This is a genomic window from Comamonas sp. GB3 AK4-5 (assembly GCF_041320665.1).
GTDB lineage: Bacteria > Pseudomonadota > Gammaproteobacteria > Burkholderiales > Burkholderiaceae_C > Comamonas.
In genome coordinates this window covers 4,923,596-4,947,091 of the sequence record NZ_CP166730.1, presented here as the reverse complement: position 1 = coordinate 4,947,091, position 23,496 = coordinate 4,923,596, and the positions used below count along the sequence as shown (strand labels likewise).

Here is a 23,496-nt window from a genome sequence, read left to right as displayed (position 1 = left end):
TTGTTGCTGACACCGGGCCTGCACCGCCCGCACTCCCATGAAACTGCTGTTCATCGCCGATCCGCTGGAATCTTTCAACATCAAGAAGGACACCACCTTCGCCATGATGCGCGAGGCCCAGTCGCGTGGTCATGTCATCTACGCCTGCGAGCCCCGCCATGTGTCCTGGCAAACCGGCGGCAAGGTGCAGGCCTTGGTGCGCCAAATCCGCCTGACGGGCACCAAGCCCGATTGGTTCACGGTCGAGCAGGAAGCCGTGGCCGTGCTGGCCAGCTTCGATGGCGTGGTGATGCGCAAGGACCCGCCCTTCGACAGCGAGTTCTTCTACAGCACCCATATGCTCAGCCAGGCAGAGCGGGAGGGGACCAAGGTTTTCAACAAGCCCTCGGCGCTGCGTGAGCACCCGGAAAAACTCTCCATCATGGAGTTTCCGCAGCTCTTGGGCCCCACGCTGGTGACGCGGGATGCTGCGCAGATTCGCGCTTTTCATGCCGAACATGGCGACATCATCCTCAAGCCTCTGGACGGCATGGGGGGCATGGGCATCTTCCGCATTGGCAAGGATGGCATGAACCTGGGCAGCGTCATCGAGACGCTGAACCACGAGGGCGCCACCAGCGTCATGGTGCAGCGCTTTCTCCCCGCCATTGCCGATGGTGACAAACGCGTGCTCATCATTGGTGGCCAGGCCGTGCCTTATTGCTTGGCCCGCATCCCGCAAGGCAATGAAGTGCGTGGCAACCTGGCCGCTGGTGGCAAAGGCGTGGCCCGCCCCTTGACGGATCGAGACCGTCAGATCGCCGAAACCCTGGGGCCGGTGCTGGTCGAGCGGGGCTTGCTGCTGGTGGGTGTGGATGTGATTGGTGACAGCGTCACCGAGATCAATGTCACCAGCCCTACCTGCTTCCAGGAGATTGCAGACCAGACGGGCTGCAATGTGGCAGCGCTCTTTGTGGATGCGCTGGAAAAGGCCATTGCGCAAAAAGCCTGAGCGCTTTGCCGTCTGGGCGACAAAAGGCTGCTATAGTTCGCCTCCTTGCTCAACAGCGCTGCACCGCAGTGCTGTTGAGTGAAGTCTTCAGGACTTCATCGAAGTGCTTCAAATTTCGATGTACAATGCAAGGCTTCGCTACCAAGAGATGCTTTTCTCGGTGGCGAAAAGATCAAAAATTCTTTGATCTGCACGATGAAAGTTGTGCTACAATACAAGGCTTCGCTGATCGCAGCGAGTCAAGCTTGAAGGCCTGGTGGTTTTTGAGTGGATTCATTAAAAATGTACAGCCGATAAGCGTGGGCGTTTGAAGGCGATTGCCAAGTTCTTTGGAACTAAAACAAACGCTCACAAAAACAGTAATGAGGAAAGAGAAATCTTTCTTGATTCCGTCAAGTGAGTGAGTAGTCGAAAGACTTTAAATTCAAGATCGAACTGTAGAGTTTGATCCTGGCTCAGATTGAACGCTGGCGGCATGCTTTACACATGCAAGTCGAACGGCAGCACGGACTTCGGTCTGGTGGCGAGTGGCGAACGGGTGAGTAATACATCGGAACGTGCCCAGTTGTGGGGGATAACTACTCGAAAGAGTGGCTAATACCGCATGAGAACTGAGGTTGAAAGCAGGGGACCGCAAGGCCTTGCGCAACTGGAGCGGCCGATGGCAGATTAGGTAGTTGGTGGGGTAAAGGCTTACCAAGCCTGCGATCTGTAGCTGGTCTGAGAGGACGACCAGCCACACTGGGACTGAGACACGGCCCAGACTCCTACGGGAGGCAGCAGTGGGGAATTTTGGACAATGGGCGAAAGCCTGATCCAGCAATGCCGCGTGCAGGATGAAGGCCCTCGGGTTGTAAACTGCTTTTGTACGGAACGAAAAGCCTTTTTCTAATAAAGAGAGGTCATGACGGTACCGTAAGAATAAGCACCGGCTAACTACGTGCCAGCAGCCGCGGTAATACGTAGGGTGCAAGCGTTAATCGGAATTACTGGGCGTAAAGCGTGCGCAGGCGGTTTTGTAAGACAGTGGTGAAATCCCCGGGCTCAACCTGGGAACTGCCATTGTGACTGCAAGGCTGGAGTGCGGCAGAGGGGGATGGAATTCCGCGTGTAGCAGTGAAATGCGTAGATATGCGGAGGAACACCGATGGCGAAGGCAATCCCCTGGGCCTGCACTGACGCTCATGCACGAAAGCGTGGGGAGCAAACAGGATTAGATACCCTGGTAGTCCACGCCCTAAACGATGTCAACTGGTTGTTGGGTCTTAACTGACTCAGTAACGAAGCTAACGCGTGAAGTTGACCGCCTGGGGAGTACGGCCGCAAGGTTGAAACTCAAAGGAATTGACGGGGACCCGCACAAGCGGTGGATGATGTGGTTTAATTCGATGCAACGCGAAAAACCTTACCCACCTTTGACATGTACGGAATCCTTTAGAGATAGAGGAGTGCTCGAAAGAGAGCCGTAACACAGGTGCTGCATGGCTGTCGTCAGCTCGTGTCGTGAGATGTTGGGTTAAGTCCCGCAACGAGCGCAACCCTTGCCATTAGTTGCTACATTTAGTTGAGCACTCTAATGGGACTGCCGGTGACAAACCGGAGGAAGGTGGGGATGACGTCAAGTCCTCATGGCCCTTATAGGTGGGGCTACACACGTCATACAATGGCTGGTACAAAGGGTTGCCAACCCGCGAGGGGGAGCTAATCCCATAAAGCCAGTCGTAGTCCGGATCGCAGTCTGCAACTCGACTGCGTGAAGTCGGAATCGCTAGTAATCGTGGATCAGAATGTCACGGTGAATACGTTCCCGGGTCTTGTACACACCGCCCGTCACACCATGGGAGCGGGTCTCGCCAGAAGTAGGTAGCCTAACCGCAAGGAGGGCGCTTACCACGGCGGGGTTCGTGACTGGGGTGAAGTCGTAACAAGGTAGCCGTATCGGAAGGTGCGGCTGGATCACCTCCTTTCTGGAAAACAGAGCAATCAAGTTTGAACGTCCACACTTATCGGTTGTTGGAACAAGCCGCAAGGCTGCAAAGAGATTTGCGGCGTTGAGGAATGGGTCTGTAGCTCAGCTGGTTAGAGCACTGTGTTGATAACGCAGGGGTCGTTGGTTCGAGCCCAACTAGACCCACCATCAAATTCCAATGCCAGTGCAGAGGATCCCGGGGGATTAGCTCAGCTGGGAGAGCACCTGCTTTGCAAGCAGGGGGTCGTCGGTTCGATCCCGTCATCCTCCACCAACGAAAACTGCGCCTGAGAAGGTGCTACAATCGTTGGCTTCGCACTGAAAAGCGTTTAATACAAAAGCAGTCTTGCAAAGACTGCTTTTGTATTGATCGACACGATCAATAGGCTGTTCTTTAAAAATTCATAGAGTCGAAATCAGCGTTGCTGGTGGAAAGCGAAGTCGAAAGATATTCGCACCGTGCCGCCAGCAACATTTTGATTGCGTCAAAACAGATATTTTGCGAATGCGAAATTATCTAGTAATGACGAATATCTCCAAGATAGCAATATCGAGGAATTATTCACATTACGGCATAACGCGTGAGGTGAGAGACCTCACAAGTCTTTGAACACCGAAATGGCGATCTCTAGCGATAGAGGTCAAAGTTATAGGGTCAAGTGACTAAGAGCATGTGGTGGATGCCTTGGCGATTACAGGCGACGAAAGACGTGATAGCCTGCGATAAGCTTCGGGGAGCTGGCAAATAAGCTTTGATCCGGAGATTTCTGAATGGGGAAACCCACCCGCAAGGGTATCGCATACTGAATACATAGGTATGCGAGGCGAACCTGGAGAACTGAAACATCTAAGTACCCAGAGGAAAAGACATCAACCGAGATTCCGATAGTAGTGGCGAGCGAATTCGGAACAGCCTTCTAGTGATAGTCGATTGGTTAACAAAACGGAATGGAAAGTCCGGCCATAGTGGGTGATAGCCCCGTATGTGAAAACCGAACGGTGGTACTAAGCTAGAGAAAAGTAGGGCGGGGCACGAGAAACCTTGTCTGAATATGGGGGGACCATCCTCCAAGGCTAAATACTCGTAATCGACCGATAGTGAACCAGTACCGTGAGGGAAAGGCGAAAAGAACCCCGGGAGGGGAGTGAAATAGATCCTGAAACCGCATGCTTACAAAAAGTAGGAGCCCTAAGGGGTGACTGCGTACCTTTTGTATAATGGGTCAGCGACTTACATTCAGTGGCAAGCTTAACCGAATAGGGGAGGCGTAGAGAAATCGAGTCCGAATAGGGCGTCCAGTCGCTGGGTGTAGACCCGAAACCAAGTGATCTATCCATGGCCAGGATGAAGGTGCCGTAACAGGTACTGGAGGTCCGAACCGACTGATGTTGCAAAATCAGCGGATGAGCTGTGGATAGGGGTGAAAGGCTAAACAAACTTGGAAATAGCTGGTTCTCTCCGAAAACTATTTAGGTAGTGCCTCAAGTATTACCGTCGGGGGTAGAGCACTGTTTAGGCTAGGGGGTCATGGCGACTTACCAAACCTATGCAAACTCCGAATACCGACGAGTACAGCTTGGGAGACAGAGCACCGGGTGCTAACGTCCGGACTCAAGAGGGAAACAACCCAGACCGCCAGCTAAGGTCCCTAAAATTGGCTAAGTGGGAAACGAAGTGGGAAGGCTAAAACAGTCAGGATGTTGGCTTAGAAGCAGCCATCATTTAAAGAAAGCGTAATAGCTCACTGATCGAGTCGTCCTGCGCGGAAGATGTAACGGGGCTAAGCCAGTTACCGAAGCTGCGGATGTGCAATTTATTGCACGTGGTAGGAGAGCGTTCTGTAAGCCTGTGAAGGTGCCTGGAGACGGGTGCTGGAGGTATCAGAAGTGCGAATGCTGACATGAGTAGCGTTAAAGGGGGTGAAAAGCCCCCTCGCCGTAAGCGCAAGGTTTCCTACGCAACGTTCATCGGCGTAGGGTGAGTCGGCCCCTAAGGCGAGGCAGAGATGCGTAGCTGATGGGAAACAGGTCAATATTCCTGTACCGATCAATAGTGCGATGTGGGGACGGAGAAGGTTAGCTCAGCCAACTGTTGGATATGTTGGTTCAAGCCTGTAGTCGTGCCTGGTAGGCAAATCCGCCGGGCTTAGATGAGGGGTGATAACGAGTGTGCTTGCACACGAAGTGAGTGATACCCTGCTTCCAGGAAAAGCCACTAAGCTTCAGCTATTGACGACCGTACCGCAAACCGACACTGGTGCGCGAGATGAGTATTCTAAGGCGCTTGAGAGAACTCAGGAGAAGGAACTCGGCAAATTGATACCGTAACTTCGGGAGAAGGTATGCCCCAAGTAAGTGAAGTTGAACAAACGGAGCTAAAAGGGGTTGCAAAAAATCGGTGGCTGCGACTGTTTAATAAAAACACAGCACTCTGCAAACACGAAAGTGGACGTATAGGGTGTGACGCCTGCCCGGTGCTGGAAGATTAAATGATGGGGTGCAAGCTCTTGATTGAAGTCCCAGTAAACGGCGGCCGTAACTATAACGGTCCTAAGGTAGCGAAATTCCTTGTCGGGTAAGTTCCGACCTGCACGAATGGCGTAACGATGGCCACACTGTCTCCTCCTGAGACTCAGCGAAGTTGAAATGTTTGTGATGATGCAATCTCCCCGCGGAAAGACGGAAAGACCCCATGAACCTTTACTGTAGCTTTGTATTGGACTTTGAACGGATCTGTGTAGGATAGGTGGGAGGCTTTGAAGCCAGGACGCTAGTTCTGGTGGAGCCAACGTTGAAATACCACCCTGGTGCGTTTGAGGTTCTAACCTAGGTCCATTATCTGGATCGGGGACAGTGCATGGTAGGCAGTTTGACTGGGGCGGTCTCCTCCCAAAGCGTAACGGAGGAGTTCGAAGGTACGCTAGTTACGGTCGGACATCGTGACGATAGTGCAATGGCATAAGCGTGCTTAACTGCGAGACTGACAAGTCGAGCAGATGCGAAAGCAGGACATAGTGATCCGGTGGTTCTGTATGGAAGGGCCATCGCTCAACGGATAAAAGGTACTCTGGGGATAACAGGCTGATACCGCCCAAGAGTTCATATCGACGGCGGTGTTTGGCACCTCGATGTCGGCTCATCTCATCCTGGGGCTGTAGTCGGTCCCAAGGGTATGGCTGTTCGCCATTTAAAGAGGTACGTGAGCTGGGTTTAAAACGTCGTGAGACAGTTTGGTCCCTATCTTCCGTGGGCGTTGCAGATTTGAGGAAGCCTGCTCCTAGTACGAGAGGACCGGAGTGGACACACCTCTGGTGTACCTGTTGTCACGCCAGTGGCATCGCAGGGTAGCTACGTGTGGAAGAGATAACCGCTGAAAGCATCTAAGCGGGAAACTCGTTTCAAGATGAGATCTGCCGGGGCCCTGAGCCCCCTGAAGGGTCGTTGTAGACCACGACGTTGATAGGCTGGGTGTGGAAGCGCAGTAATGCGTTAAGCTAACCAGTACTAATTGCCCGAGAGGCTTGACCCTATAACTTTGACTGCCATGCAGTTCAGACTAGTTATGCCAAGTTTTACGCAATCAAGATAATCGCTGATTAAAGACTCTATGAATTTGAGTTGTAGATAGGAATATCTGCAGCTTTACAAGTTATGCCTGATGACCATAGCGATTTGGTACCACTCCTTCCCATCCCGAACAGGACAGTGAAACGAATTTGCGCCGATGATAGTGCGGGTTCCCGTGTGAAAGTAGGTCATCGTCAGGCTCTTACGCCAAAACGCCCGGCAAGCTGCCGGGCGTTTTCTTCTCCCTCCTGAATCAGGGGTGAAAAGAAAACGTGAAAATGTTTTAAAAGCGCAATGAAAGTTGTGCTACAATACAAGGCTTCGCTGATCGCAGCGAGTCAAGCTTGAAGGCCTGGTGGTTTTTGAGTGGATTCATTAAAAATGTACAGCCGATAAGCGTGGGCGTTTGAAGGCGATTGCCAAGTTCTTTGGAACTAAAACAAACGCTCACAAAAACAGTAATGAGGAAAGAGAAATCTTTCTTGATTCCGTCAAGTGAGTGAGTAGTCGAAAGACTTTAAATTCAAGATCGAACTGTAGAGTTTGATCCTGGCTCAGATTGAACGCTGGCGGCATGCTTTACACATGCAAGTCGAACGGCAGCACGGACTTCGGTCTGGTGGCGAGTGGCGAACGGGTGAGTAATACATCGGAACGTGCCCAGTTGTGGGGGATAACTACTCGAAAGAGTGGCTAATACCGCATGAGAACTGAGGTTGAAAGCAGGGGACCGCAAGGCCTTGCGCAACTGGAGCGGCCGATGGCAGATTAGGTAGTTGGTGGGGTAAAGGCTTACCAAGCCTGCGATCTGTAGCTGGTCTGAGAGGACGACCAGCCACACTGGGACTGAGACACGGCCCAGACTCCTACGGGAGGCAGCAGTGGGGAATTTTGGACAATGGGCGAAAGCCTGATCCAGCAATGCCGCGTGCAGGATGAAGGCCCTCGGGTTGTAAACTGCTTTTGTACGGAACGAAAAGCCTTTTTCTAATAAAGAGAGGTCATGACGGTACCGTAAGAATAAGCACCGGCTAACTACGTGCCAGCAGCCGCGGTAATACGTAGGGTGCAAGCGTTAATCGGAATTACTGGGCGTAAAGCGTGCGCAGGCGGTTTTGTAAGACAGTGGTGAAATCCCCGGGCTCAACCTGGGAACTGCCATTGTGACTGCAAGGCTGGAGTGCGGCAGAGGGGGATGGAATTCCGCGTGTAGCAGTGAAATGCGTAGATATGCGGAGGAACACCGATGGCGAAGGCAATCCCCTGGGCCTGCACTGACGCTCATGCACGAAAGCGTGGGGAGCAAACAGGATTAGATACCCTGGTAGTCCACGCCCTAAACGATGTCAACTGGTTGTTGGGTCTTAACTGACTCAGTAACGAAGCTAACGCGTGAAGTTGACCGCCTGGGGAGTACGGCCGCAAGGTTGAAACTCAAAGGAATTGACGGGGACCCGCACAAGCGGTGGATGATGTGGTTTAATTCGATGCAACGCGAAAAACCTTACCCACCTTTGACATGTACGGAATCCTTTAGAGATAGAGGAGTGCTCGAAAGAGAGCCGTAACACAGGTGCTGCATGGCTGTCGTCAGCTCGTGTCGTGAGATGTTGGGTTAAGTCCCGCAACGAGCGCAACCCTTGCCATTAGTTGCTACATTTAGTTGAGCACTCTAATGGGACTGCCGGTGACAAACCGGAGGAAGGTGGGGATGACGTCAAGTCCTCATGGCCCTTATAGGTGGGGCTACACACGTCATACAATGGCTGGTACAAAGGGTTGCCAACCCGCGAGGGGGAGCTAATCCCATAAAGCCAGTCGTAGTCCGGATCGCAGTCTGCAACTCGACTGCGTGAAGTCGGAATCGCTAGTAATCGTGGATCAGAATGTCACGGTGAATACGTTCCCGGGTCTTGTACACACCGCCCGTCACACCATGGGAGCGGGTCTCGCCAGAAGTAGGTAGCCTAACCGCAAGGAGGGCGCTTACCACGGCGGGGTTCGTGACTGGGGTGAAGTCGTAACAAGGTAGCCGTATCGGAAGGTGCGGCTGGATCACCTCCTTTCTGGAAAACAGAGCAATCAAGTTTGAACGTCCACACTTATCGGTTGTTGGAACAAGCCGCAAGGCTGCAAAGAGATTTGCGGCGTTGAGGAATGGGTCTGTAGCTCAGCTGGTTAGAGCACTGTGTTGATAACGCAGGGGTCGTTGGTTCGAGCCCAACTAGACCCACCATCAAATTCCAATGCCAGTGCAGAGGATCCCGGGGGATTAGCTCAGCTGGGAGAGCACCTGCTTTGCAAGCAGGGGGTCGTCGGTTCGATCCCGTCATCCTCCACCAACGAAAACTGCGCCTGAGAAGGTGCTACAATCGTTGGCTTCGCACTGAAAAGCGTTTAATACAAAAGCAGTCTTGCAAAGACTGCTTTTGTATTGATCGACACGATCAATAGGCTGTTCTTTAAAAATTCATAGAGTCGAAATCAGCGTTGCTGGTGGAAAGCGAAGTCGAAAGATATTCGCACCGTGCCGCCAGCAACATTTTGATTGCGTCAAAACAGATATTTTGCGAATGCGAAATTATCTAGTAATGACGAATATCTCCAAGATAGCAATATCGAGGAATTATTCACATTACGGCATAACGCGTGAGGTGAGAGACCTCACAAGTCTTTGAACACCGAAATGGCGATCTCTAGCGATAGAGGTCAAAGTTATAGGGTCAAGTGACTAAGAGCATGTGGTGGATGCCTTGGCGATTACAGGCGACGAAAGACGTGATAGCCTGCGATAAGCTTCGGGGAGCTGGCAAATAAGCTTTGATCCGGAGATTTCTGAATGGGGAAACCCACCCGCAAGGGTATCGCATACTGAATACATAGGTATGCGAGGCGAACCTGGAGAACTGAAACATCTAAGTACCCAGAGGAAAAGACATCAACCGAGATTCCGATAGTAGTGGCGAGCGAATTCGGAACAGCCTTCTAGTGATAGTCGATTGGTTAACAAAACGGAATGGAAAGTCCGGCCATAGTGGGTGATAGCCCCGTATGTGAAAACCGAACGGTGGTACTAAGCTAGAGAAAAGTAGGGCGGGGCACGAGAAACCTTGTCTGAATATGGGGGGACCATCCTCCAAGGCTAAATACTCGTAATCGACCGATAGTGAACCAGTACCGTGAGGGAAAGGCGAAAAGAACCCCGGGAGGGGAGTGAAATAGATCCTGAAACCGCATGCTTACAAAAAGTAGGAGCCCTAAGGGGTGACTGCGTACCTTTTGTATAATGGGTCAGCGACTTACATTCAGTGGCAAGCTTAACCGAATAGGGGAGGCGTAGAGAAATCGAGTCCGAATAGGGCGTCCAGTCGCTGGGTGTAGACCCGAAACCAAGTGATCTATCCATGGCCAGGATGAAGGTGCCGTAACAGGTACTGGAGGTCCGAACCGACTGATGTTGCAAAATCAGCGGATGAGCTGTGGATAGGGGTGAAAGGCTAAACAAACTTGGAAATAGCTGGTTCTCTCCGAAAACTATTTAGGTAGTGCCTCAAGTATTACCGTCGGGGGTAGAGCACTGTTTAGGCTAGGGGGTCATGGCGACTTACCAAACCTATGCAAACTCCGAATACCGACGAGTACAGCTTGGGAGACAGAGCACCGGGTGCTAACGTCCGGACTCAAGAGGGAAACAACCCAGACCGCCAGCTAAGGTCCCTAAAATTGGCTAAGTGGGAAACGAAGTGGGAAGGCTAAAACAGTCAGGATGTTGGCTTAGAAGCAGCCATCATTTAAAGAAAGCGTAATAGCTCACTGATCGAGTCGTCCTGCGCGGAAGATGTAACGGGGCTAAGCCAGTTACCGAAGCTGCGGATGTGCAATTTATTGCACGTGGTAGGAGAGCGTTCTGTAAGCCTGTGAAGGTGCCTGGAGACGGGTGCTGGAGGTATCAGAAGTGCGAATGCTGACATGAGTAGCGTTAAAGGGGGTGAAAAGCCCCCTCGCCGTAAGCGCAAGGTTTCCTACGCAACGTTCATCGGCGTAGGGTGAGTCGGCCCCTAAGGCGAGGCAGAGATGCGTAGCTGATGGGAAACAGGTCAATATTCCTGTACCGATCAATAGTGCGATGTGGGGACGGAGAAGGTTAGCTCAGCCAACTGTTGGATATGTTGGTTCAAGCCTGTAGTCGTGCCTGGTAGGCAAATCCGCCGGGCTTAGATGAGGGGTGATAACGAGTGTGCTTGCACACGAAGTGAGTGATACCCTGCTTCCAGGAAAAGCCACTAAGCTTCAGCTATTGACGACCGTACCGCAAACCGACACTGGTGCGCGAGATGAGTATTCTAAGGCGCTTGAGAGAACTCAGGAGAAGGAACTCGGCAAATTGATACCGTAACTTCGGGAGAAGGTATGCCCCAAGTAAGTGAAGTTGAACAAACGGAGCTAAAAGGGGTTGCAAAAAATCGGTGGCTGCGACTGTTTAATAAAAACACAGCACTCTGCAAACACGAAAGTGGACGTATAGGGTGTGACGCCTGCCCGGTGCTGGAAGATTAAATGATGGGGTGCAAGCTCTTGATTGAAGTCCCAGTAAACGGCGGCCGTAACTATAACGGTCCTAAGGTAGCGAAATTCCTTGTCGGGTAAGTTCCGACCTGCACGAATGGCGTAACGATGGCCACACTGTCTCCTCCTGAGACTCAGCGAAGTTGAAATGTTTGTGATGATGCAATCTCCCCGCGGAAAGACGGAAAGACCCCATGAACCTTTACTGTAGCTTTGTATTGGACTTTGAACGGATCTGTGTAGGATAGGTGGGAGGCTTTGAAGCCAGGACGCTAGTTCTGGTGGAGCCAACGTTGAAATACCACCCTGGTGCGTTTGAGGTTCTAACCTAGGTCCATTATCTGGATCGGGGACAGTGCATGGTAGGCAGTTTGACTGGGGCGGTCTCCTCCCAAAGCGTAACGGAGGAGTTCGAAGGTACGCTAGTTACGGTCGGACATCGTGACGATAGTGCAATGGCATAAGCGTGCTTAACTGCGAGACTGACAAGTCGAGCAGATGCGAAAGCAGGACATAGTGATCCGGTGGTTCTGTATGGAAGGGCCATCGCTCAACGGATAAAAGGTACTCTGGGGATAACAGGCTGATACCGCCCAAGAGTTCATATCGACGGCGGTGTTTGGCACCTCGATGTCGGCTCATCTCATCCTGGGGCTGTAGTCGGTCCCAAGGGTATGGCTGTTCGCCATTTAAAGAGGTACGTGAGCTGGGTTTAAAACGTCGTGAGACAGTTTGGTCCCTATCTTCCGTGGGCGTTGCAGATTTGAGGAAGCCTGCTCCTAGTACGAGAGGACCGGAGTGGACACACCTCTGGTGTACCTGTTGTCACGCCAGTGGCATCGCAGGGTAGCTACGTGTGGAAGAGATAACCGCTGAAAGCATCTAAGCGGGAAACTCGTTTCAAGATGAGATCTGCCGGGGCCCTGAGCCCCCTGAAGGGTCGTTGTAGACCACGACGTTGATAGGCTGGGTGTGGAAGCGCAGTAATGCGTTAAGCTAACCAGTACTAATTGCCCGAGAGGCTTGACCCTATAACTTTGACTGCCATGCAGTTCAGACTAGTTATGCCAAGTTTTACGCAATCAAGATAATCGCTGATTAAAGACTCTATGAATTTGAGTTGTAGATAGGAATATCTGCAGCTTTACAAGTTATGCCTGATGACCATAGCGATTTGGTACCACTCCTTCCCATCCCGAACAGGACAGTGAAACGAATTTGCGCCGATGATAGTGCGGGTTCCCGTGTGAAAGTAGGTCATCGTCAGGCTCTTACAAGCGCAACACCCCCAGCTCTCGCAAGAGGCTGGGGGTGTTGTCTTTGGGACGCAGAGAAACAGCTTATGGATTGATTCACCGGCAGAGCAAAGAAAAACAGGAGCACGCTACGCGTGCTCCTGTTTGTTTATGGGCTGATTGATATTGGGGATTGAGGCCTGAAGCGCTGTGGCTGCTCCTCAAGCAATAGCTGCTACTTTTCTCCCGCACCAGGAAACTGTCCCGCTGCACAGCGTGGGCACAGACAGGCCTGGCGGCGCTGGGCCTCGGGAATGGCGGCCAGTGCGGCGGCCGCGATATTTGCCGTCATGCACCAGCAGCTTTCCGGGGCCAGGCCGGCGCTGATGGCGCATTGGTTGCTCTGGCCGCACAGAGGGCAGCGCAGGGGATCGAGATCGGTGGGCAGGGCTGTGTCCATGCGGGGAGTGTAGGACGCTTGGGCACCGGTGCGTTTGCGCAGCCGAAACGGCTTAACCGCCATGGGGCGGCAGGCGAAAGTTTTCGGTGATGCGCTGCTCTGCACGCAACAGCGCTGCGCGTGCACGGGCCAGCCAGGCACAGAGATGTGCAGACCAGCCACGGTGCTCAGGCGGTGTTGTGTGGTCCAAATGCGGAGGCTGCTTTTCATGGGGCATGGGCGCTATGCTCTGTTTTGCCCTACCATCTGTAAAGTTGAATTAAGTGAACATTCAATTCAGAAGTTCTGATGCGTAACCTCAATCTCGACCAGTTGCAGACCCTTGTTGCCATTGCGGACCTGGGCACGTTTGCTGCAGCTGCCCAAGCCCTGCACCTGGCACCGCCCACGGTGAGCCTGCATATCAAGGAGCTGGAAGCCCGCCTGGATGCCGTGTTGTTGCTGCGCGGGCGGCGCCAGGCCGAGCTGACGCCCGCAGGCCAGGTGCTGGTGGAGCAGGGGCGCAAGTTGCTGGCGGCCAGCGATGACTTGGTGGAGCAAGTCCAGCGTCGGGCCAGCGGGCGCGAAGGCCTGGTACGTGTGGGCGTGTCGGCCGGCGTCAGCACTCGGCTGCTGCCGTTGATGCTGGAGGCACTCAGCCAGCGCAACCCGGGCGTGGAGGTGCGGCTGGAGGCTGTGGGCTCTGCGGAATCCATGCGGCGTCTGGGAGGCGGAACGCTGGACATTGCCATTGTCGCCAGTCCGCAGCCAGCGGTTGCGGAAATCGTGCTGACGCCCTGGCGCATTGACCCAATGGTGGCATTGCTGCCCGCTGCCTGGGATGTGCCGGATCAGGTGACGCCGCAATGGCTGTCCCTGCGGCGTTGGGCCTCATTTTCCGCATCCACGCAGATGCATGGTCTGATCTCTACCTGGTTTGGCCAGGCGGGTTATCGTCCCAGGCCATTTCTGGCATTGAGCTACCCCGGCGCACTCAAAAGCCTGGCGGCAGCCAGCCAGAGTGCTGCCCTGTTGCCACTGGAAGAAGTTGAAGACCAGCAGCATGCGGCCGATGTGCAGATCCGCCCGCTGTATCCCCCGCTGCTGCGTCCCATGGCCGTGGCACACCGCCAGACTGCCGTGCCCAATCCGGCGGTAGACAGCGTGCTGCAAGTGCTGGCGGCATTTGGTAGCGGTGTGGCGGGCGCGGAGTGACACCGCAAGCGCTGCCCCCGGTGTAGAGCGTTCGACAGCATGACGCGACACAGCCACTACACAAGCGGTTGATGCAGGCTGGGCCTGTACAGGCTGCTCCTTAATTGGAAGCAACGCGGTTTCTCATGCGCCACATCGCATGCGAAGCTGTTGACGGGCAGGGTGCTGCCCGGCTGGCATGTGCATGCCAGGGTGCTTTGAATAATCAATAAAGGAGCAAAACATGTACCCCATTCGATGGCTCACGGCCTCTGTGAGCATGGCCATGGTGGCCTGTACAGGCGATGTTGCGGCGAATGCCCCCGTAGACCCTTCCGTGCTGGTGGCCCAGCCGCTGCTATCCGAGCAAGCCATGGATGCCATTGCGGTGCAGCAGCTGTATCCGGTGCTCGATCGCCTGTTTGCTCTGGTGCAAAAAAAGGGCCTGGCAGCGGAGATGCAAGGCGTTCCCATGTTTCCGAAGCGCAATGGCGACAAGTTTCTGCCGGGCATGATGGCCATGGGATTTTCTTATTTGCTGCTCGACAGTTCGGTGCCGGAGTCCAAGCACAAAGCCTATCTGCAAGGCTACCGGGATATGGCGGATATGACGCTGGAGGCACCGAACGAGACCTGGGGCATGTATTACTACATGTCCGCGCTGTGGAAGCTCAAGCAGGCGGGCTTGTTGGACGGTCCTGATGCGGCCATTCGGGCGCAGACGTTGCAGGGGCTGCAGCGCAAGCTGGACTGGCGCCAGTTTGTGGAGGCATCGGACTATTCGCTCAAGCACAGACTCCCGACCAACTACTACGGCGTGGCCTTCAGCGTGGCGAGGCTGCGCTATCTCATGGGGTGGGAGGGGCCCGAAGCCAGTGAGGCCTTGCTGCAAAAAATGATTCACCACTACAAGGCGTTTTCGGCGCAAGGCTTTTCGGACGAAACCGACGGCCATGGGCGCTTTGACCGCTACAGCATCTTGCTGATTGGTGAAATCATGCAGCGTCTGATCGAGACCGATATGCAGGTCTCGGCGCAAGACGAGGCCCAGCTCAAGGCCTGGTTGCGCAAGTCCGTGGACGTGATCAAGCTGCGCATGAACCCGGCGGGCAATGGCATCGACTATGGCCGCAGCCTGAGTGCCTTTGCCGACACCGCTTTTGCCGAGGTGCTGTCTGCGGCAGAGCATATGGGCGTGCTGAATCGGGACGAAAAAAAGCTGGCTTATGCATTCGCCACGCGCATCACGGCCAAGTACGTGCAGTTCTGGTATGACGCGGAGCTGGACTCGCTCAATATCTGGAGCAAAGGCCGCCGCACCGATGCCTACCGCGACCGAGGACGCATTCTGGGAGAGAACCTCAGCCTGTCCCACCAACTGCTCTATACCAACCAGCTGTGGAAAAAAGCCGGTTATGCGCAATCCCCACCGATGCCGACGGCAGAGTTTCTGAAGGCGCTGCAGACATTGCCGGCCAGCACGCTGACGAAGTTTGCAGGGTTCGATGGCAAGCCCGACACCTATGACCGTGGTTTGGTGACCTACCGCGATGGTCTGCGCGTCATCAGCCTGCCCATAGTCAATGGGGCCGCCAACTACCACCGTACCAATCCCTACTTCGCCATTCCCTATTCCTACAACATGCTGTCTGGGGCGGCCGGTGCCCAGTGGCCCCAGTTGCAGCCGCGCATTACCGTGCGCGGTGCTGACGGAGAGGAGCAGGCACTGATCCCCGCCGCCTACCAGCAGCAGCTGCAAGTGCAGACCAGCGATGGCGGCCGGACATTGGGAGTGAGCTATCGCCTGGATGGCATGGACCGGGTCAGCGGTGCGGGCAGTGGCCGGCAGCCGCTGAAAGACGAGCGCTTCACCGTGGCCACGCAATACAGTTTTGAGCCCGGCCGCATCACGCGCACCGAAACCTATACCCCCAAATCTGCGCTGCAGCTGGCCAAGATCGAGCTGGAATTCGCTTCGTTTTCAGAAGCCGTACATGCTGATGGGAGCATGCAGTTTCGGTTTGGCCGTGGCGATGTGACCGGGTTTGAGATCAAGGGCCTGGACCACTGCGTGCCGGCCGATGTCAGCCAGGACGTGAACTACCACACGCCCAGTGGTGCGCTGAAAACCAGCATTCGCTGCAGCACGGCGGCCAAAACAGTCGATGCGCCCTTCACCATCCAGTGGGTGTTGAGCTACCAAAGTCCAGGGCTGGCAGGCATGGGGCCGCAATAAAGCGCTGTCATCAGGGCTTGTGCTGGGAGGCTGTGCCCGGGGCGCCTGCTTTCCAGCGCTGCTCCAAGGTGGCGCAATGATCCTGGGGCGCCACGGCCGGGGTGTGCACCAGCCAGTCGCGGTCGCTGGGCAAGGTGGGCTCGGCGCCTTGGGCCTGGGCCACGGCCACGCCGGTGCTGATATGGGGCGGCAGCCAGGTGGGAATGCCCACGTCGCGCAGCACATGGCCCCTCCCGGCCACGATGAGCACGGTCTTGCCCGGCTGCAGCAGCGCCTTGGCCGTTTGGGCCAGGCGCTCGTCCTTGGCCAACTGGATGCGGGCCATGGGCGTGAGTTGGTTCTCCGGCAGCAGGCCGCAGTGGCCGGTACGGATGGCCTCGCGCTGGCGCTCCCAGGCCGTGCTCTCCAGGTGCTGCTCCCAATGGCTTTGCTGCATCACGCCGCGCATGGCGTTGCGCACCAGGTTTCCGCCGTAGACGGGCACGCCAGCCTGTACGGCCGCCATCACCACGGGGGCGTAGCGGGCCCAGGGCCAGCCTGCGCTCTCCCATTGCAGCGCGGCCTGCACATCGCCCTCGCTGGCGTCGGGTGCCAGGGCACGGGTGTCATGGCCGGCATGGGCCATCTCCAGCACCACTGCAGCCAGATGGTTTTGCTGCGCCAGGGCCTGCACGGTGTCATGCTCCCATTGCTGGTGCGCGGGCGCGTCATGTTGTTCGCCCAGCAGCAGCACGGCAGGCAGGGCCTGGGTACGTGCGGTGCGGATGAGTTGCTGTTGCCAACCCAGGGCATCCATCTCGCCGGGCGGCACAGGCGCGGCATCAGGCTGCAAGCTGCTGCAGCCCGTCAAGGCAGCGGCGAACAAGGTCGCGAGCAGAATGTGGCGCGCAGGCATGTGAATGAGAATGGTTTTCAACAGCATGGGCGCATCGTAATACCTGCCTATGGCCTCTGCGCAGGCATGGCCCGAAAAAAAGCCCACCGCGGATTTCCGCCGGTGGGCTTGGGCTGAGCCGCAGGGCCTGCAGGCCTTAGAGCGTGTTTACGATCTCTACGCAGGCGCGTTGGAGTGCAATCGGGATGAGTTCGAAGTGATGGAGCGTAGCTTGCACCGGGGTGCAAGCAAGAGCCAGCGCGAAGAAATCGCCCGATTTCGCTCCAACCCTGCGGGCCAGTGCCTTTGCGGGCGGTCTACTGTGTTGCGAATCCTCGCAATAGCGCGGCTATTGCTGCGGTATCGCGCCTTGTATTCCATCCCGCAAAGACACTGGCGCGCCGCGAGGAGATCGTAAACACGCTCTTAGTTCTTGCTGTAGCTGGGCGAGCGCGGGCCGTAGAGCAGCCCATCTGGCGTGCCCGCTGTCAGCAGGCGATTGGTGGCAATGCCGGCCACGGGGTGGGCCGCATCGGTGGCAGAGCTGATGACCTGGTTCACCAGTGCGGTCACCAGCATGCCCAGCAGGCCGCCGCCCGAGTTGTTGCCGCCTTCCTGGTTGGAGGCGGTGGCACTGCCGTCCCACAGCAGCTCGCCGCTGCGCAGATCCACCAGCCTGGCTTCGGCACTGACCACGGTGGCGCTTTGGATGACCTGGTAGCTGGTGCCGTATTTGGTGACGCGGATGTACAGCGCGGCATCGGCACCAAAGATTTCCTTGAGCTTGGCGGGCGGCAGCTCATGGATGTCGTGGGCGATTTCCAGGCCGTTCTGGCGGAAGGTTTCGCTCACCAGCGTCACGGGCATGACGTAGTAGCCGGCTTCGGCCAATGGCAAGGTGGCCTGGGACAGCACGCTGGCACTGGCCTGGATTTCCGGCGAGTCGTTGGCAGGGGGCAGCACGAGGATGGAGGCCGGTTTGGCCGCGCGGAAGGCGCTGTAGTCCTTGCTCTTGGGCGCGGCGCAGCCAGCCAGCCAGGCGCTCACGGCCAGCAGGGCGCAGCATTTCAGCGTGCGAAAAAAGGTACTGCGGAACATATCAATTCTCCATGGGGCTGTGCACGACCCACATTGCATGAAACTGGCGTAGCCCAAGGCCAGAGACACCGCGCAAGGGCCGCCCCGCCGCGCTGGTGTCGTTCCCCTCCGGCGAAGCCAGAGAGGGGGAAGCCGCGCAGCGGCTCAGGGGGTGTTCCATCTCAGGTTCCGTTCTTCTTCATGTTGTTGACCAGGTAGTCGATGTACTGGGCCGATTCGGGGAACTGCTTTTTTTCTTGCGCCCAGGCGGCCAGCGCCTGGTCGGTGCGGCCGGTGTTCAGGTACAGCAAGCCCAGGTGGGCCTGGTAGCCGGGGGGCAGCTGCGCGCCTTTGCTGGCGGTTTGCTGCACGCCTTTTTCCAGCTCCAGAATCTGCTCTTCCGCAGCCGGTGCGTCGTTCTTGAGGTAGCTGTAGACCTGTGTCTGGTAGCCGTTCCAGCTGTAGAGCGGCTTGGGGGCTGCCACGCAGCCCACCAGCAGCCCGGCCAGCGCCAGCGCTGCACCCGTGCGGATTGCCGAGGGAGTCTTCATGGTGGCCTGGCCTTTCAGCGCTGTGCGGGGGCAATGGCGGGCAGGGCACCGGCATCCACGGCTTCGCCCAGGCGGTCCACGGCTTCGCGGATGGCCAGGTCCAGCACCTTGCCGTTGAGGGTGGAGTCATAGCTGGCGGTGCCGCCAAAGCCCACGATCTCACGGTTGGAGAGCTGGTATTCGCCCACGCCCTGCACCGAGCGCACCACTTCCGAGGTGCGGATGCTGACGATGTTCAGCGTCACCTTGGCATAGGCGGTTTGGGTCTTGCCACGGCCCAGCACGCCGAAGAATTGCTTGTCGCCCACTTCCTTGCGGCCGAATTCGGAGATGTCGCCAGTCACCACATAGTCCGCGCCCTTGAGCTGCTGCGCCGTGCCCTGGATGGCCGCTTCCTGCTTGATCTCGGCCATGTTGTCGCGGTCCAGCACATTGAAGCGGTTGGTCTGCTGCAGGTGGGAGATCAGAATCGTCTTGGCCTGGCTGCCGAGGCGGTCCACGCCATCCGAGAAAGCGCCGCGCAGATAGCTGGAGCGGTTGTCGAACTTGCCCACGGCGATCGGGCTGCGCGGGCCGTGGTAGCTGCGGGTGGCGCTCTGGGTTTGGGTAGCGCTCAGCGCCTGGGAGGTCTCGGTGGCGCAGCCGGCCAGCAGCAAGGGAGTGGCCACGACGGCCGCCAGAGAAAGCAGGTGAAGAGTGCGCATGTGCTTGTGGTGTGAAAGGGAGACAGGAAACAGATTCTCGCAATATGTAGCAGCGCAACCCTTTCACCGGCTTACAGAAGAGGGTTTTGCCCGCAAAAATGGCACCCAAAGGTGCCGTGCTTGCGCTACATCAGATGGTGCGGATGCCGCTAGGACAGGCTTACGCGCCGGCCTTGACCTTCAGGCGCCAGGCATGCAGCAGGGGCTCGGTGTAGCCGGAGGGCTGGGCCACGCCCTTGAACACCAGGTCCAGCGCGGCCTGCATGGCGGCGCCCTGCGGGTTGGCGGCCAGGCTTTTGTAGCTGGCGTCACCGGCGTTTTGCTGGTCCACCACCTTGGCCATGCGGGCAAAGGTGTCGCGCACCTGCTGCTCCGTGACGATGCCGTGCAGCAGCCAGTTGGCAATGTGCTGGCTGGAGATGCGCAGCGTGGCACGGTCTTCCATCAGGCCCACGTTGTGGATGTCGGGCACCTTGGAGCAGCCCACGCCGGCGTCCACCCAGCGCACCACATAGCCCAGGATGCCTTGCACGTTGTTGTCCAGCTCCTGCTGCTTTTCAGCGTCGGTCCACTTGGGGTCCTTGGCCACGGGGATTTGCAGCAGGTCGGCCAGGATGTTGTCGCGCTCGGTGTCGGCGCTGATCTTTTCCAGCTCCTTTTGCACAGCGTCCACGCTCACCTGGTGGTAGTGCAGGGCGTGCAGCGTGGCACCGGTGGGCGAAGGCACCCAGGCGGTGTTGGCGCCGGCCTTGGGGTGGGCAATCTTTTGTTCCAGCATGGCCTTCATCAGGTCGGGCATGGCCCACATGCCCTTGCCGATCTGGGCGCGGCCGCGCAGGCCCATGGTCAGGCCTACCAGCACGTTGTTGCGTTCATAGGCGGCCAGCCAGGCGCTGGTCTTCATATCGCCCTTGCGCACCATGGGGCCGGCCTGCATGGCGGTGTGCATCTCGTCGCCGGTGCGGTCCAGGAAGCCGGTGTTGATAAAGGCCACGCGGGCGGGGGCGGCGGCAATCGAGGCCTTCAGGTTCACGCTGGTGCGGCGCTCCTCGTCCATGATGCCCAGCTTCACGGTGTTGGCCGCAAGGCCCAGCAGCTGTTCGACACGGCCGAACAATTCGTCGGCAAAGCCCACTTCGGTGGGGCCGTGCATCTTGGGCTTGACGATGTAGACGCTGCCGGTGCGGCTGTTGCGAATGCCGTTGGCGCCATGGCCTTGCAGGTCATGCATGGCGATGGCGGTGGTCACCACAGCGTCCAGAATGCCTTCGGGGATTTCCTTGTTTTCCGCGCCCCACAAAACAGCGGGATTGGTCATCAGATGGCCCACATTGCGCAGGAACATCAGCGAGCGGCCGTGCAGCTTCACGCTCTGGCCATCGGCGCCGGTGTAGCTGCGGTCGCCATTGAGGCCGCGGGTCATGGTCTTGCCGCCCTTGTCAAAGGACTCGGTCAGCGTGCCCTTCAAAATGCCCAGCCAGTTGCTGTAGCCCAGCACCTTGTCTTCGGCGTCCACGGCGGCCACGGAGTCTTCCAGGTCCAGGATGGTGGACACAGCCGCCTCCACCACCACGTCGGAGACACCGGCCGCATCGCTGCTGCCAATGGGGGTGGACTTGCTGACGATGATGTCGATGTGCAGGCCGTGGTTCTTCAGCAGCACCGAGCTGGGGGCTGTGGCATCACCCTGGAAGCCCACGAACTTGGCCGCGTCCTTCAGGCCGGTCTTGCTGCCGTTCTTGAGCGTGACGACCAGCTTGCCCGCTTCGACGGCGTAGCCGGTGGAATCGGCATGCGAGCCGGCAGCCAATGGCACGGCCTGGTCCAGGAAGTTGCGGGCAAAGGCAATCACCTTGGCGCCGCGCACGGGGTTGTAGCCCTTGCCCTTTTCGGCGCCGCCGTCCTCGCCGATGGCGTCCGTGCCATACAGCGCGTCATACAGCGAACCCCAGCGGGCGTTGGCGGCGTTCAGGGCATAGCGGGCATTCAGGATGGGCACCACCAGCTGCGGGCCGGCGATCTGGGCCAGCTCGGCGTCCACGTTCTCGGTCGTGGCGCGGGCACCCTTGGGCGGCTCGACCAGGTAGCCGATCTGCGTCAGAAACTGCTTGTACGCGGCCATGTTGGCGATGGGGCCGGGGTGGGCCTTGTGCCAGCCGTCCAGCGCGGTCTGCAGGCGATCGCGCTCGGCCAGCAGGGCGGCGTTCTTGGGCGCCAGTTCGCTGACCAGGGTGCTGAAACCCTTCCAGAAGGCGTCTTGCTGAACACCGGTGCCGGGCAGCACTTGGGTGTTCACAAAGTCATACAGCGTGTTGGCCACTTGCAGGCCGTGGGCGTTGGTGCGTTGGGTCATGGAAGCCTCGTGTGCAGAAAAGAGAAGCAGATGGGCCGCGAGCGGTCCGCTCGTCAGGGTGATGGATACACTGTATTAGAAATAATTAAGTTAATAAACTGGGCAAACATGTAGAAACTAATGACTTTTTTGCAAAAGTGACGCATGCTGCTGCAAAGTGCGTGACAGCCCGCAGCAGCGGAGGGCGCGCGCTGAAATGGCTAGATGTTTTGATAGCTGGCTGCGCAGGTACAGCAAGCGTTAGCGGTCGATTTCACGCACAGGCCAGGAATCCGCCTCCGCGCCGCCAGACCGCGCATTGCACTGTGGTGTATGGACAAACTCAAAGCTTTTGACTCCTTCGTTTCCGTGGCCACCAAGGGCAGCCTCACGGCCGCTGCCAGGGCGGAGGGCGTGGCGCCCGCCATCATGGGCCGGCGCCTGGACGCGCTGGAAGAGCATCTGGGCGTCAAGCTGTTGGTGCGCACCACGCGGCGCATCAGCCTCACGCACGAGGGCAGCGCCTTTCTGGAGGACTGCCAGCGCCTGCTGGCCGATGTGGCCAACGCCGAGGCCAGCGTCTCGGCCGGCGGCGTCAAGGCCACGGGCCATTTGCGCGTCACCGCGCCGGCCGGTTTTGGCCGCCGCCATGTGGCGCCGCTGGTGCCGCGCTTTCACGATCTCCACCCCGATGTGACCATCTCGCTGAACCTCAGCGACCGCGTGGTGGACCTGGCTGGCGAAGGCTATGACTGCGCCGTGCGCGTGGGCGATCTGCCCGACTCCTCCCTGGTCAGCGTGCGCATGGCCGACAACCGTCGCCTGTGCGTGGCCACGCCGGCCTATCTGGCGCGCCACGGCACACCGCGCCACCCGGGCGAGCTGGTCCAGCACCGCTGCCTGACCCTGTCCAGCGATGCCTCGCAGACCCGGGGCTGGGCATTTCGCATGCCACAGGACAGCGGCGGCAGCGAGGTGGTGCACATCAAGCCCGGTGGGCCCCTGGATTGCTCGGACGGCCAGGTGCTGCATGACTGGTGCCTGGGCGGCTGGGGCATTGCCTGGCGCAGCACCTGGGAGGTGGAAACCGAAATCGCGGCCGGCCGCCTGGTGGCCGTGCTGGAAGACTTTGCCGCGCCTCCCAATGGCATTTACGTGGTGTTCCCCCAGCGCAAACACCTGCCGCTGCGCGTGCGGCTGTGGATTGACTACCTCAAAATGCACTATGAGCGCCCGGAGTTCTGGCGCGAAGGAGTGACTCCATGACCCTGGAAGCCGTGCTGGCCGCCCTGCATATCGTGGCCATCCTGACGCTGGTGGTGTTTTTGACCAGCGAAGTGGCGCTGTGCCGTGCTGAGTGGATGAACGCCGCCGTGGTGCAGCGCCTGGTGCGGCTGGACCTGATCTATGGCATCTCGGCCGTCGTGCTGCTGCTCACTGGTCTTGCGCGCCTGGTCTGGGGCGCCAAGGGCATGGGCTGGTATGTGGGCCAGCCGCTGTTCCATCTGAAGATCACGTTGTTTGTGCTGGTGGCGCTGATGTCCATCAAACCCTCGCTGGAATTTCGCCGCTGGCGCAAGGCCTTGCAGGCCGATGGCAGCTTGCCGCCCGAAGCCGCCGTGCGCAGCACGCGCCGCTGGCTGATGTGGCAGTCGCACCTGATTCCGGTGATGGCCGTCATCGCCGTGTTCTGGGCGCGGGGCTGGTAAAAGCCGGTGGGCCGGTGTTGTGAAAGCCGGCAAAAACGTGGAACTTGGGCGG

Annotated in this window: 12 protein-coding genes, 4 tRNA genes and 6 rRNA genes; 15 read left to right on the top strand and 7 right to left on the bottom strand. The window is 57.6% G+C overall.

The window, feature by feature from the left end:
• The first annotated feature begins 37 nt into the window (after nt 1-37).
• From gshB to rrf (ACA027_RS21820), 11 genes are all read left to right on the top strand, one after another.
• On the top strand, nt 38-991 hold the full coding sequence (gene gshB, locus ACA027_RS21870) for a glutathione synthase (protein ID WP_370680280.1): 954 nt from the start codon (nt 38-40) through the stop codon (nt 989-991).
• Nucleotides 992-1,423: 432 nt separating this feature from the next.
• Nucleotides 1,424-2,958, top strand: a 16S ribosomal RNA gene (locus ACA027_RS21865).
• Nucleotides 2,959-3,051: 93 nt separating this feature from the next.
• Nucleotides 3,052-3,128, top strand: a tRNA-Ile gene (locus tag ACA027_RS21860).
• 30 nt (nt 3,129-3,158) lie between these two features.
• Nucleotides 3,159-3,234: transfer RNA gene (locus tag ACA027_RS21855), tRNA-Ala, on the top strand.
• A 379-nt stretch (nt 3,235-3,613) separates the two neighbouring features.
• A 23S ribosomal RNA gene (locus tag ACA027_RS21850) occupies nt 3,614-6,489 on the top strand.
• 125 nt (nt 6,490-6,614) lie between these two features.
• Nucleotides 6,615-6,727, top strand: a 5S ribosomal RNA gene (gene rrf / locus ACA027_RS21845).
• Between the two features lie 331 nt (nt 6,728-7,058).
• Nucleotides 7,059-8,593, top strand: a 16S ribosomal RNA gene (locus tag ACA027_RS21840).
• A gap of 93 nt (nt 8,594-8,686) precedes the next feature.
• Nucleotides 8,687-8,763, top strand: a tRNA-Ile gene (locus ACA027_RS21835).
• Between the two features lie 30 nt (nt 8,764-8,793).
• Nucleotides 8,794-8,869, top strand: a tRNA-Ala gene (locus tag ACA027_RS21830).
• 379 nt (nt 8,870-9,248) lie between these two features.
• Nucleotides 9,249-12,124: ribosomal RNA gene (locus tag ACA027_RS21825) — 23S ribosomal RNA — on the top strand.
• Nucleotides 12,125-12,249: 125 nt separating this feature from the next.
• Nucleotides 12,250-12,362 (top strand): 5S ribosomal RNA (rrf, locus tag ACA027_RS21820).
• The 16S, 23S and 5S rRNA genes sit together here with 4 tRNA genes alongside, the layout of an rRNA operon.
• A 201-nt stretch (nt 12,363-12,563) precedes the next feature.
• On the opposite strand, the gene ACA027_RS21815 is transcribed toward rrf (ACA027_RS21820), so the two are convergent.
• Together ACA027_RS21815 and ACA027_RS21810 are read right to left on the bottom strand one after the other, a co-directional pair.
• Complete coding sequence (locus ACA027_RS21815; RefSeq protein ID WP_370680279.1) at nt 12,564-12,788, bottom strand: cysteine-rich CWC family protein; 225 nt, start codon at nt 12,786-12,788, stop codon at nt 12,564-12,566.
• A gap of 52 nt (nt 12,789-12,840) precedes the next feature.
• On the bottom strand, nt 12,841-13,005 hold the full coding sequence (locus ACA027_RS21810) for a hypothetical protein (RefSeq protein WP_370680278.1): 165 nt from the start codon (nt 13,003-13,005) through the stop codon (nt 12,841-12,843).
• A 71-nt stretch (nt 13,006-13,076) separates the two neighbouring features.
• On the opposite strand from ACA027_RS21810, the gene ACA027_RS21805 reads away from it, so the two are divergent.
• Together ACA027_RS21805 and ACA027_RS21800 are read left to right on the top strand one after the other, a co-directional pair.
• Entirely contained in the window at nt 13,077-13,982 is a 906-nt protein-coding gene (locus tag ACA027_RS21805; protein ID WP_370680277.1) for a LysR family transcriptional regulator, read from the top strand.
• Nucleotides 13,983-14,205: 223 nt separating this feature from the next.
• Nucleotides 14,206-16,197, top strand: a complete 1,992-nt coding sequence (locus ACA027_RS21800; RefSeq protein ID WP_370680276.1) for a hypothetical protein — start codon at nt 14,206-14,208, stop codon at nt 16,195-16,197.
• Nucleotides 16,198-16,207: 10 nt separating this feature from the next.
• Here the strand turns inward: ACA027_RS21800 and ACA027_RS21795 are convergent, their stop codons facing one another.
• The 5 genes from ACA027_RS21795 to ACA027_RS21775 form a co-directional block, all read right to left on the bottom strand.
• On the bottom strand, nt 16,208-17,119 hold the full coding sequence (locus ACA027_RS21795) for a ChaN family lipoprotein (RefSeq protein ID WP_370680275.1): 912 nt from the start codon (nt 17,117-17,119) through the stop codon (nt 16,208-16,210).
• A gap of 378 nt (nt 17,120-17,497) precedes the next feature.
• Nucleotides 17,498-18,169: a DUF799 domain-containing protein gene (locus tag ACA027_RS21790; protein WP_370680274.1), complete on the bottom strand. Its 672-nt coding sequence runs from the start codon at nt 18,167-18,169 to the stop codon at nt 17,498-17,500.
• A 161-nt stretch (nt 18,170-18,330) separates the two neighbouring features.
• Complete coding sequence (locus ACA027_RS21785) at nt 18,331-18,699, bottom strand: DUF4810 domain-containing protein (protein ID WP_370680273.1); 369 nt, start codon at nt 18,697-18,699, stop codon at nt 18,331-18,333.
• Between the two features lie 14 nt (nt 18,700-18,713).
• Nucleotides 18,714-19,403 carry a CsgG/HfaB family protein gene (locus ACA027_RS21780; protein ID WP_370680272.1) on the bottom strand — a complete coding sequence of 230 codons (690 nt, stop codon included), beginning with the start codon at nt 19,401-19,403 and terminating at the stop codon, nt 18,714-18,716.
• A gap of 160 nt (nt 19,404-19,563) precedes the next feature.
• Nucleotides 19,564-21,756, bottom strand: coding sequence for a malate synthase G (locus tag ACA027_RS21775; protein WP_370680271.1), 2,193 nt, complete (start codon nt 21,754-21,756; stop codon nt 19,564-19,566).
• A 312-nt stretch (nt 21,757-22,068) separates the two neighbouring features.
• Here ACA027_RS21775 and ACA027_RS21770 point away from each other — a divergent pair, with 312 nt between their 5' ends.
• Nucleotides 22,069-23,001 carry a LysR family transcriptional regulator gene (locus ACA027_RS21770; protein ID WP_370680270.1) on the top strand — a complete coding sequence of 311 codons (933 nt, stop codon included), beginning with the start codon at nt 22,069-22,071 and terminating at the stop codon, nt 22,999-23,001.
• Entirely contained in the window at nt 22,998-23,444 is a 447-nt protein-coding gene (locus ACA027_RS21765) for a DUF2214 family protein (protein WP_370680269.1), read from the top strand. The genes ACA027_RS21770 and ACA027_RS21765 overlap by 4 nt, the downstream gene beginning before the upstream one ends.
• The last annotated feature ends 52 nt before the right edge of the window (nt 23,445-23,496 follow it).